This window comes from Bradyrhizobium sp. KB893862 SZCCT0404, assembly GCF_018130885.1.
Classification (GTDB): domain Bacteria; phylum Pseudomonadota; class Alphaproteobacteria; order Rhizobiales; family Xanthobacteraceae; genus Bradyrhizobium; species Bradyrhizobium stylosanthis.
In genome coordinates this window covers 59,136-71,728 of record NZ_JAFCLT010000017.1, presented here as the reverse complement: position 1 = coordinate 71,728, position 12,593 = coordinate 59,136, and the positions used below count along the sequence as shown (strand labels likewise).

Below are 12,593 nucleotides of genomic sequence, written 5' to 3'. Positions count from 1 at the left end.
GAAGGGGCGATGATTGACTTGAAATCGAACGCAACCGTAATCTCGCTCACTTATGGTAGTTAAGGCCGATTCTCACATATAGAAATGGAATTTCAGTGTCTAAGACCAAGAGCAAGACGGTCGCCAGCTTCGGATCGCGCTTGAAACAGCTGCGTGAAGAGCAGTCGATGACGATCACGGAGCTGGCGAGGCGGATTGACGTCACGCCGCCCGCCATCTGGCATTGGGAAAAGCGCGGCAGGGTGCCCAAGCCCGCCACCATAAAGGCCGTGGCAAGGGTGCTTAACGTCAGCTCCGAGTTTCTCGAGAACGGTGTCCACGTCGTGAGCAGCCAGGACCAGGGGCCTCTGGATCAGCTTTCGAGGCGGCCCGACGACATGAACCTCGAGGAGCTGATCCGCGCCATCGAAGCAAAGGGCTTTTACGTCCGGATCTCTTCGGCCCGCGATCGCGAAAACTAGAGGATGGCGGGGGAGCCGTTTGGTTGAACCGGGCTCCCTTCTTCAATCGTCGCGAGGAGCCTCGCGCCATCCGTGCGTCGAGCACCGCGTGCTCGATATCTGACGATCCGCCGCTACCACAGGCCCTTTGTGCCGAACCCGCGAGCTCAATAGAGGCTGCAACCGCCGCGTCACTCGTGTTGCATCGAAGCGCCTCGCGCTGTCGTGCAAAGGCTTCTTCGTAAGGCCCGCTCACGGAGCGCTGCGGAACAAGCTGCCGAGGCAACGCCCGGCTTGAATGATCTTTCCGCGCAATACTAGGCTACTTCCGGTGTTCGGGTTGTGCCCTTGATCGTGATCCCCCCCCCCCCCGCCGAACGCGTCATCGCGCGAGCCGTGCGCTGATAAACTCAGATTAAATGTTTAGTTCCGGGTGGCGAAACGCAATAACAGGTGCGTTATTCTCGCGCCGAGGTTTTGCAACTTGCGAGTGCGGCCGACGTTCGGTTTTGATGCCGCGATTCGCTAAGCGCTTGATCAGATGTGCCTTGTCTGCGCGAGGCCTGATTTGATCGAAACTCGGAATGCAACCGAAAGTAAGTGCTCCAATCCACACCAGTTGCGCGAGTAAATGCTGGTGGTAAAGCGCTTGTGGTGCGGCTACCGTCGTGTCATACTTTCGTAGTTAAGCGGAATTAAACTCCGCGTAAATTCGATTAAGTCGCCAACTCGACGTTCGAAGGAGGCGCTGCAATGAAAAAAGATTTTAGCACCTTAGATGTTTTGCATTTAGCTCATCTCCTGCCGCGTGCTGTTGAAGGCACAAGCGGTCAGGCTCTCCCCGGTAGACATCGCTAATCCTTCTACTCAAGCGCGTCTGTGCTTGAGCGTCTTCGCGTACGTCAATTTGCTGCACGCCGTTCGGTCCATTTTTTTGATGGGGCATTCCGATGGGTATAGCCTGGCGCTGGAACAAGGAAGCTCACAAGCGCTCCGCGTTCGAAACCCTGCTCGACAAGGTCATTCGCGAAATCCTTCCGGGACGCGACAGCAGAAGGCGCCACTGGGGCGGCGCGGCGAAACCGGCGGCAAAACCGCGGCGGCAGAGCTTCACGCTGGAGGCGATCGAGCCGCGCCTGCTGTTGTCTGCGGATCTGACCTATGGTGCACCCGGCAGTGTCCCCGGCGGCATCACCAGTGCGACCGATATCAGCAACTACGTCAGCACGCTGACGTCGACGACCTTCGTGCTGAAAGCCGAAGAGAGCAGCGGCAACGCCTTCTGGAATCTCTACGCGACCGGGCTGGACGGCAATGCCTCGCCGACGCTCGCTGCACAACACCAGATCACTGCAGCCAGCGACCTCGATGTGAACATCAAGCGCGACGATCTGGGCGTGAGCAATTCCAAGCTCAGCCTGATCGACTTCATCGGCGACAAGGTGACGGTCGATACCGACAGCCTGTCGGTGCTCAACGCCAGGTTCGCCGGTACCAAGATCGACATCGACTTCGCCGGCGGCAAGGATATCGACATCGGCTCGCTGATCGGCATTCAGCTTCCGCTGCCTCTTGCGAACGACCAGGTCGTGTTGAGCGGCAACGGCGGCACCTTCAGCGGGCATGACTTCACGCTGCACAGCTCGTCGGACATCGTGAACGATTCCTCCGGCCTGCAGGTCACCGATTCGGGCGGCACGTTCGAGGTCATATCCGACTCGAAAGTCACCATCGACCAGGGTTCGGTGATCAGCGCTGCGAACATCACCCTGAAGGCCGATTCGAAGAGCACGGGCGGATTGTTCCAGGGGCTGCTCGCCGACGCGAAGAGCGAAGTCACGCTTGGCGACGCGACCCTGACCGCCACCGGCGGGACGGTGCAGTTGCTCGCCCATTCCGACGCCACCTTCGTCGAGAGCGGCGACACCTATTTCAGCAACGGCCTCGCCGGTACCGCCGTGCTCAGCTTCGGCGATGCGCTGGTCGACGTGAAGTCCGGCGCGGCCGTCCACGCCAAGGATGCCATCATCGACGCGACCGTGAAGGACGACATCACGGCGAATACCAATTCCGCCTCGGCGACGGTCAAGGCCGTCGTCGTCACGGTCATCGACAATCCCGAAGTCAAGCTCGCGGGAAGTTTCGATCTGAGCGGCTCCTTCGATGCCAAGGCATCGTCCGACATCAAGATCGTCGCGACGACCGCCCCCAAGGACGGCGGTGCCTCGACGTCCGACGCGGCGGTGGCGGTGTCCGTCGTCAAGAGCGATCCGAAAATCACGGTAACCGGCGGCAGCATCGTTGCCGGCGGCACGGTCACGATCGCGGCGGACAACAAGGTCGATGTCAATGACGCCGCGGCCGGCGACAAGGGCGGCTCGGATGGCAACGGCGCGGGCGCGACAGGTGCCGCTGTCGGCGTCACCGTCCTGTGGGGCGACACCTCGGCCGCCATCACCGGCGGTACCGTGCAGGGTGCCGGCGTCACGCTCTCTTCAACCAGCGACCGTACCGCGACGACGCTCTCCGTTGCAACCGGAGGCGGCTCCGACGACGGCAGCTCGTCCAACCAGTCCAAGCAGCGTCTTGCCGATCCCAATCCCAACAAGGCCAATGACGGCAAGTCCGTCGACAAGGCGAAGACCAGCGATGGCGATCTCCCGTTCGCCGCCGGTGTCTCCGTCGGTGTCGTCACCGGCGATACCACTGCCTCTATTATCGGCGGTTCCGTGATCGCCACCGGCGGTACCGTCATCGGGGTCACCGCCAGCGGCAAGCACACCGTGGCCACTACGGCTGACGGATCGCACAAGAGCGATAATTCAGGCACGGCCGTCGGCGTTGCCGTGGCGATCCAGGTCGTCGACAGCACGAGCTCAGGCTCGATCGGCGGCACGGCGAGCCTTACGGCCGCGCACGTCAATGTGCTGGGCGAGATGCCCACCAGCACGCTCGACGCGGAGGCGACAGCGGGGGCCAGCGGTTCCGGCATCTCTGTTGCCGGTGCGCTGTCAATCAATGTCGCGACTCTCGACGCGAGCGCGATGGTCAGTTCCGGCACGGCGGACGTTCACGGCGCGGATGTTGCGCTGACGTCCAGTTCGACGCTGAGCAATACCTCCAAGGCGCTGGGCAAGTCCGAGACCAGCGGTAACGTCGGCGTCGGCGCCGCCGTGGCCCTCAACATCGTCAACGACACCACGGTGGCGGGGATCGCGAACGGCGCGGGCCTGCTGTCCGCGCACGATCTCACTCTCTCGGCAACGGCAGTCGATACCATCGCCACCACGTCGCAGGCGGGGTCCTCCGGCGGCGTCGCAGTGTCGCCGAGCGTTGCGATCACAATTGCCAATGTCAACACCACGACGTTCATCGGAACCGGCAGCCTGCTCACGCTGACCGGCAAGCTGTCGATGACGGCGACGCAAACCGCCATCGTGACAGAGACCAATGCCAAGGCGGATGCGGCCAGTTCCGGCACCGCGGCTATCGGCGCCTCGCTCGCGCTCGCCGTCATCGATGATTCCGTGACCGCATCGATCGCGCGCAGCGTCACCGCGTCCGGCGATATCGAAGTCAGCGCGATCGGTTCGGCTTCGGCCGACACCGAGGCCAGCGCCAGCGCGGCCGGTGCGAAGGACAAGGACTCCGACAGCGATGGCGACGTCAACAAGAAGGGCGACGACCAGCTGTCCCTGGGCAACAGTCGCGCGCAAAGCGACAACGGCGGCGACGCCACGAAGACCTCCGGCAAGAGCAAGACGCCCGATGCATCCACGGGCGACAAGGATACCGGCGGCAGCGGCAACTCCAAGGTCCAGGTGGCGGCCGCGGTCGCCATCGACATCCTGACCACGTCCTCGCAGGCGCTGTTCCTCGGGACGCCGGCCATCACATCGACCGGCGGCAGGGTCTCGCTGAAGAGCTCGGCAAATACCGACGCCAAGAAGACCAAGGCAGACGGCACGGCGACCGACGCCTCGGCGGCGGGCATCGCCGCCGCGGTTGCGATCAACGTCGTCGACATTACGAACCGGGCGTCGACCGGAACGGCGACGGTTGTCGCGCAAACCGGCCTCGACATCGAAGCGACGATGACCAATGTGTCGGGAGACCAGACGCACGAGATCGTCGCCGAGGCCGATTCGGGCGCGACCGGCAACGACAAGGTCAGCGTCGCCGGTGCTCTTGCCCTCAACATCGTTCACAACAATACCGAAGCGTCGGTGGCCGGCGGATCGGTCACGGTGAACGGAGGCCCGATCACGATCAAGGCCATCCACACCGAGATCGACGATGCCAAGGCCGACTCGGAAGCAGAGGGCGGCAAGGTCGGCGTGGGCGCCTCGGTGGCGCTCAATCTCCTGCTGTCGAGCCACACCACGGCGCAGATTGCGGACAATGCGAGCTTCACGGGCACCAATCTCGGGACCGTCGAGGTCACCGCGGATTCGCACCGCACGGTCAAGACCAAGGTCGACGGCGGATCGCAGGGCGAAATCTCAGTCACGCCGGCCGTCGCATTGGCGCTCGATCTGGATGACAAGTCCATCGCGCATATCGGCTCGGGTACGGGCTCGCTCTCGGGCAGCGGGACCGTCACGGTCCAGGCCACGCACAGTGCGGATTACAACGAGACCGAGGCAAAGGTTGCGGCCGCGGGCAGCAAGGCTGCGATCGGCGCGGGTGTGTCGATCATCGTTGTCGATGGCTGGGCCACGACCGCGGACGTGAATCGCAGCGTCACGGGCAGCCAGGTCACCATTCTCGCCAACTCCGATTTCGAGAGCACGGTCGTCGCCAGCGCGAGCGCCAAGGGCGGCAGCACGAGTGACAAGAAGGGCAACGAAAAGACCGACGACCAGCTCCAAAACAACAGCAACACCAGCAGCACCAACGCGCCCACGACCAATACGTCGCAGAACAGCGGTTCCGATGCCAACAGCCAGTCGAGCGGCCAATCGGGCACGGGCGGCAGCAGTGTCGGCATCGCGGCGAGCGTTGCAGTCGACGTCGTCTCAGTCAGCAACACCGCGGCGATCGGCGACAACGCCGTCGTGACGGCGACAAGCGGCCTGCTGAAGGTCAGCGCGTTGAACAATGTCGATGCCAAGGCGAAGAGCGACGCCACGGCGATCGACAAGGACGGCAGCGTGAACATTGCCGCCGCCTTCTCGCTCAATTCCGTGTCGATCTCGAATACCGCGAAGATCGGCGCGGGTGCCAACGTGACCGGAAACGGCATCACCGTCGAGGCGGTTACGCCCGACACGAATGACATCTCGTCCCGCGCGCTCTCTGCGGCGGGCAACAAGGGTGGCGATGTCGCCATCGCCGGCGTTGCCGCGATCAACGTCGTGGACTCCGAAACGCGTGCCTATACGGGCGATGGATCGCATCTGCACGGAGGCGCCGGCGAGATCGACATCACGGCCCGGCACGACCTGCGAACCCAGGCGCTCGCCGCATCGGCGGGCTTCTCGGGCAGCGGCGCCGGCATCGGTGTCGCCGTCGCGATCAATGTCATCGGGACGGGCCCGGGCGGTTCGCACACGACCGCCAGCATTGGCGATCCGGCCGGGGGCGGCACTGCGGCGACCGTCGACGGCACCGGCGCGGTGAAGGTGACCTCGCAGCACACGGTCAACCCGCTGAATGTGGACTTCAGCGATCTTCCCAGTGACATCAGCTCGAAGCTGAGCAGCGTCAACATCCCGCTGACCTCGATTGCGCTGGCGGCCGGCGGAAGCGCGGGCAGCAGCAAGCCGGGTCTTGCCGGATCGGCCAGCATCAACGTCTATAACACCACGACGCAGGCGTTCGTCGACGTCAACGCGACCGTCGGGCAGGGCGCCTCTCACAATGCGTCCCTCGATGTATCGGCCACGGATACGACGACTATCAAGTCGGCTGCCGGCTCGGCCGGCATTGGCGTGAGCGGCACCGGTATCGGCGCCGGGCTCGACCTGTCGATCGTCAGCAAGGATACGCGCGCCTATATCGGCCAGAGCGCGCACGTGACGACGACTGGCCAGACCTCGATCGTCGCAACCTCCAACGAGGACCTGCTGTCGGTGTCGGCCAACGCCGGTATCGGCGGGAGCGGACCTGGTGTGGCCGCCTCGGCCTCGGTCGAGGTGCTCAAGACTCAAACTCGCGCCTATATCGACGGTAACGCGCAGGTGACGCAGGTCGGAAGCGTCAATATCGACGCCAGCGACACCATGAGCATGGTGATGGTCGCCGGGTCCATCGGCTTCGGCAGCAGCGTGGGCGCCGGCGCCGCCATCACGACCCTCGTCCACAACGATACGGTTGAAGCCTATATCGGCCAGAGCGCCACGGTGACGACGTCGGCAGGGGCAGGCAAGAATATCACCGTCAACGCACATTCGACGGAAACTGAGGCTGCGATCGGCGCGGCCGGTGCCGGGTCGTCCGGAAGCTTCGCGTTTGCCGGCGCAGGCGTCATCAACATCCTGACCGAGGACACACGCGCGTTCGTCGACCGGTCTGCGACCGTCAATGCCGGCGGCGATCTCTCCGTGCATGCCGACGATCAGACCAAGTTCGTGTCGGTGGCGGGCAACCTCGCCGTGTCTGCCGGCGCTGCGGCCGGTGCGGGTGCGGCGGTCGCGGTGGTCAACAAGCACACCGACGCCTTCATCGAGTCCGGCGTGCACTCGACGATCGGCGGCAATATCAACGTCCAGGCGACCTCGAAGGAAACGATTACGGCCATCGGCGCCGGCATCTCGGCCAGCGGTAACGTCGCCGTGACCGTCGATGCTTCGGTCAACGTGCTGAACGTCGACACGCGCGCCTTCATCGGCGACGACCCCGACGACGGGATCGCCAGCGCCGGCGCCGGTAACGTCCACGCCGACGGGTCAATCGCCATCCAGGCCGACGAACGAACCGAGCTCAATGCGATCGTCGGCGTGGTGGGCTTCTCCGGCTCCGCCGCGATCACCGCGGGTGCTGTCGTCACCGTCACCAACAAGCATACGGAAGCCTTCGTCGGCAGCAACGCCATCGTATCCGCCTCCGGAAACCAGTCGATCCATGCCGCCACAGGCCACCTCGATCCCGTCACCTCAGGCGACGGCGGGACGCAGGGCAAGATCGACACCGGCAGCATCAATGGCTCGCCCAATGCCGACACCCTCGCGGGCCAGGGGCGCGTGGTCTCGCCGACGGTCAGCAATTCCGACGCGCCGACGGTGAAGGATGACGACGGCAACGCGCGGCCGAACAACCCCAGCACCAGCAGCAGCATGCTCGGCGGCAAGGTCAAGATCGATCCGTTCGTCACCGATCAGACCGGCATCACGATCACCTCGACCAACTACGATCAGATCAACGGCCTGGCAGCCGGCCTCGCCGGCGCCGGCAGCGCGGCAGTTGCGCTCAGCGCTGTCGTGAACTCGATCAACGATACGACGACGGCGACCGTCAACGCGGGCGCGCAGGTCACGGCCAATGCCGGCAACGTCAACGTCAGTGCCGCCAGCGACGTGCACCATCTTGCGGTTGCCGCCTCCGTAGCCGTCTCGGGCGGCGGCGCAGTCGCGCCCGCTGTCGACGTGACGGTGATCAGCAACGTCACGACGGCCTCGACGGAGGCCGGCTCGCAGGTGAACGCCTTGGCGGGCGACATCGTCGTCGATGCCAATGCCAAGGAAGACATGTTGCTGGTCGGCTTCGGCATCGCCGGCGCCACGGTCGGCATCGGTGGCGCGGTCAGCGTGCTTGTGGTCAACAACACGACCACCGCGAGGATGGCCGGTTCGGCCGACGCCTGGGGTAGCATTGTCGTGCATTCGACCGACGCGACCGACATCACGATTGTCGACGGCGCGGGCGGCTTCGGGCTCGGAGGCGCGGGTGCGTCGATTGGCGTCATCAGCCTGAACAAGACGACCGAGGCTTACATCGACAGCGGGTCGGCCGCGGCTCACGCGATCGTGCATGCCGGCGGCAATGGCGCCGGTGCGACGGGGATGGTCGGCACCCTGACCGGCGGCCAGAGCCCGACCGATTTCGACAGGGCGAACGTCAAGGGCGTTCTGGTCGAGGCGGAATCGCATGAGGACGTGTTCCATCTCAACGTTGCCGCCGGCGGCGGCTTCATTGGCCTGGCTGGCGGTGTGACCGTCACCACGCTCGCGGGTACGACGCACGCCTATATCGACAACGCTGACGTCAACTGGACGAACAACACCGGCTCCAGCGACCAGTCGGTGTGGGTCAATGCCGCGAATGACGCCCAGGTCGCGACATTCGCCGGCGGTATCGCCGGTGGTGTCGGCGCGATGGCCGGTGCCGTCGACATCGGCGTGATGCGCAATAGCATCAATGCCGAGATCAAGTCCGGTGCCAACGTCGCGGCCAACCGTGACGTCAAGGTCAATGCACTCGGTATCAAGGACATCGCCAGTATTGCCGCGAGCGGTGCAGGCGGCATCATCGGACTTGCCGCGTCCGTCAGCGTGTGGTCGGTCGGCACGCAAATGGCCAGCAACTACACCGGCGACGGCGCCGCGCCACAGCAGAATTCGCTCGCCAAGGGCGGCAGTGGCCCCTCGGCCGACAGCGACGCGACGAAGCAGGGCTCGGATGCCAGCGGCAAGCTTTCCGACGCCATGAGCGGCACCGGGGGCAAGTTTGGCACAGGTGGCGTCAATCTGGGCGCAAGCACCATCCAGATTGCGGCCGGCAACAAGCTGACCACTGGCTCGAAGGTCACCTACTACAACGGCGGATCGGCAGGAATCACCAACCTCACGGACGGGAATAGCTATTTCGTCCGCGATACGGGCGATCACCAGACCTTCAAGCTGTACAATACCTTCGATGACGCCAACAACGACACCAACGCGATCTCCTTCGGTGCATCCGCGGGCGGCGCCGGCCAATCCATCGTCGGCAACGTCGGTTTGACCAACGGCAGCACAGATCCCAACACGGCATCCAATTCGCAGGATCGTACGTCGGCGATCTCGTACCAGTCGCTGAACGGAACCGGTGGGTTCTCGACCAAGGCGCCCAGTCAGACCACGCTCGGCAACGCACTGACCGGACCGACCGTGGGTACCAACGCGGCGATCGGTGGCGGCGCTCACGTCACCGCGGTGAACGGCGACATCACCGTGAACGCGGTGGAAAACCTGCACATGACCACGACGCAGGGCGGTATCGCCATCGGCCTCGCCGGAATCGGGGCGGGCATCGGCGTTCTGAACATCGCCTCCAACGTGTCGGCGACCGCCGGCGGCATCTTGTCCGCGGGCGGCGCACTCAATATCCATGCCGACCTCTACGAGAAGGTCGACGAGGTCGCATTCGCGGCTGTGGGCGGCGTGATCGGCATCGGCGCCGGCGTTGCCGTGATCAACGACACCAGCACGGTGACCGCAGGTCTGATCGACAGCGCGGTCGTGCACAAGGCGACGGATATCGACATTCATGCCAATGCCAAGCAGGACATCAATGTTCTCTCCGTCGGCATATCGGTCGGCGGTGTCGCGGCGGGTGCATCCTTCACCAAGGTCGACGTGCATAACGACAGCGCGACGGACGTGCTCGCCTTCATCGGCGACAACGTGTCGATCGGACAGGGTGTTGGCGACAACGTCGGCAGCGTCACCGTCGACGCGGATTCCACGGTGCTGGTCAAGGCCAATGCCTTTGGCCTCGCGGGCGGCGGCGTTGCGCTCACCGCCAATTTCTCGTTCGTGACGGTCACGCCGGATGTGATCGCAAAGGTCGGTGACGGTGCGAACGGCGCCAACATCACGCTCAACGGCACGGGCGACCTGAAGGTCTCGGCCTCGTCGACCGACAACCTCGATGCGACCGTCACGGGCGTTAGCGTTGGCGGCTTTGCGGCTGGCCTGTCCTGGGCCAGTGTCGATGCCAGGCCCCAGGTGCGTTCGAAGCTGGTGAAGGGCAATGTCAAGGCCCGCAACGTCACCGTCGAGACCAACGCCAATGTCGGGGCGCCGGACGATTACGGATCGTCGGCGACGGCATTCGCGGGCGCCGGAGGCGTCGCGGCGGCATCAGGTGCGGTTGCGAAATCGACCAACAGCCCGATCCTCGAGACGGTGGTTGGAAGTGGCGCGACCATCGCAGGAACGGGCGAAGTCAAGATCCTGGCGGAAGGCCATGATCTGGCGGCTGCAAAGGCCAGCGGCGTCGCGATCGGCTTTGCGGGTCTCGGCGGCACCTCGGCCGAGGCGCACACCGATGGCGACATCGAAGCCCATCTGGACGGCCAGGTCGTCGGCGCCAACAACACGGCAGGCGCGTCCAATCTGACGGTGCAGGGCAAGTCGGTCGATTCGGCCAATGCCGTTGCGGAAGCCGCCACCGGCGGCATGTATGCAGGCCAGTTGAACGTAACCAACGCAACCGCCAATACGACCGTCAAGGGCTACATTGCATCCACGGGCACGATCAAGGTCAGCTCCAACCTCGACGTCAACGCGCTGTCCCATCCCGAGGCGGACGCGCTGACGAAGGGGACGAGCATCGGCGGCATCAGCGTCGGCGGCTCGAAGGCGACCACGAGCCTGACGCCCGTCGCCACCGCCTATGCCATGGCGGCATCGATCGACGCAGGCGGCAGCATCACGGTCCATGCCGAAGCGACGCCCCAGGGCAAGCCGGCGCCGACCTACGCCGTGGTGGCCGGCAGCGATGCCAACAACACCGTGGAAGTCGATAATCACGGCTTGAATACGGGCGATGCTGCCGTCTTCGACGGAGCGACCCAGTCGGGCCTGACGCAGAACCGCGAGTACAGCGTCCTGTCGGTCGACGGCAACGACCTGTCATTTGGTTCGCAGTTCAGCGGTGGTTCCAACAATGTCAACGTCGATACCGACACGATCAAGTTCGACGCGCCGCATCACTTCATCACCGGCGACAAGGTGCAGTACATCACGGCGGGCGGCACGCAGATCGGCGGCCTGATCAGCGGCAACCTGTATTGGGTCAAGGTGGTCGACGGCACGTCGATCAAGCTGACGACCTATGACCCGTCGGTCCCGGCCAACGACCCCCTGAAGAATTTCACGCCGTCCGGATCGACCATTACGGTGACCGGCACCAATTACGCGACCAACCTGCCGGTGACCTATCACGCGCCGGCTGCGATGACCTTCTCGAACCAGCAGGTCGACGTCAACGACACGACCAGCGGCGGCGTGGCCGAGCTCCACGACAACACGAATGCCAACAACATCGAGTTTATCGACACTTCCGGCACCGCCGACAACACGGGCAACGACGGCAAGCCGATCCCGTCCGGCTTCAACAACACCGATGAGGTCATCTATCACGTGACCAACGGGGCCGCCATCGGAGGCCTGAAGGACGGGACGACCTACCGCGTCTCCGGTGCCGGAGGCACCAACAACAGCATCGTGCAGCTCGACGCCTACGTCAAAGATGTTGCCGTCACCTTCCACAAGAGCGGCAACAACGCCGTCAACGACACGATCACGCGTGCGTCGGGGAGCTGGAAGGATGCGGGATTTGCGATCGGACAGCAGATCACCGTCACCGGCGCAGTCGCCACCAACAACACCACCTATACGCTGGTGGACGTCACCGACGACACGTTGAAGCTCAGCGTCAATAACACCGTCACGGGCGGCGACTTCACCAAGACCATCGAGAGCAACGCGATCGCGCTGGCGCCGACCAAGGCGCAGACTCTGGCGCTGACGTTCATCAACGACGGTGCGGGCGGCAATCTCGACCAGATCCAGCGCAGCTCCGGCAGCTTCCTGGCCGACGGCTACAAGGTCGGGCAGGTGGTGTCCCTGAGCGGCGGTACCACCGCGACCGACAAGTCGACCAACAACGGCAGCTTCACCATCAGCGCGATCTCGGTGGATGGCAAAACCCTCACGCTCAAGGACACGGACAATGTCGTCGCCGCGGGCGTCTTCACCAAGTCCATTGCCGCCGACAAGGCCGCGGTGCACAGCCTCGTCAGGAGCGGCGACCTGCCGATGCAATATTCGACGGACGGCGGCCTTACCCGCTTCAATGCCGACGGACGCACCTTCTACGTCATCAATCCCGAGAACGACGATTCCTTCCAGCTCGCGCTGGCGCCGAACGGTCCGGCACTGACTC

At 64.3% G+C, this 12,593-nt stretch carries 2 protein-coding genes (1 of these 2 only partly in view); both read left to right on the top strand.

Going from position 1 to position 12,593, the window contains the following annotated elements; translation table 11 throughout:
- Positions 1-95: 95 nt before the first annotated feature.
- Positions 96-461 carry a helix-turn-helix domain-containing protein gene (locus JQ617_RS38095; protein WP_212030839.1) on the top strand — a complete coding sequence of 122 codons (366 nt, stop codon included), beginning with the start codon at positions 96-98 and terminating at the stop codon, positions 459-461.
- A 929-nt stretch (positions 462-1,390) separates the two neighbouring features.
- On the top strand, positions 1,391-12,593 hold the beginning of the coding sequence (locus tag JQ617_RS38090) for an LEPR-XLL domain-containing protein (RefSeq protein ID WP_212030838.1). It continues 17,063 nt past the right edge of the window; 11,203 of the gene's 28,266 nt are visible here — the first part of the coding sequence; the start codon lies at positions 1,391-1,393; the stop codon falls past the right edge of the window.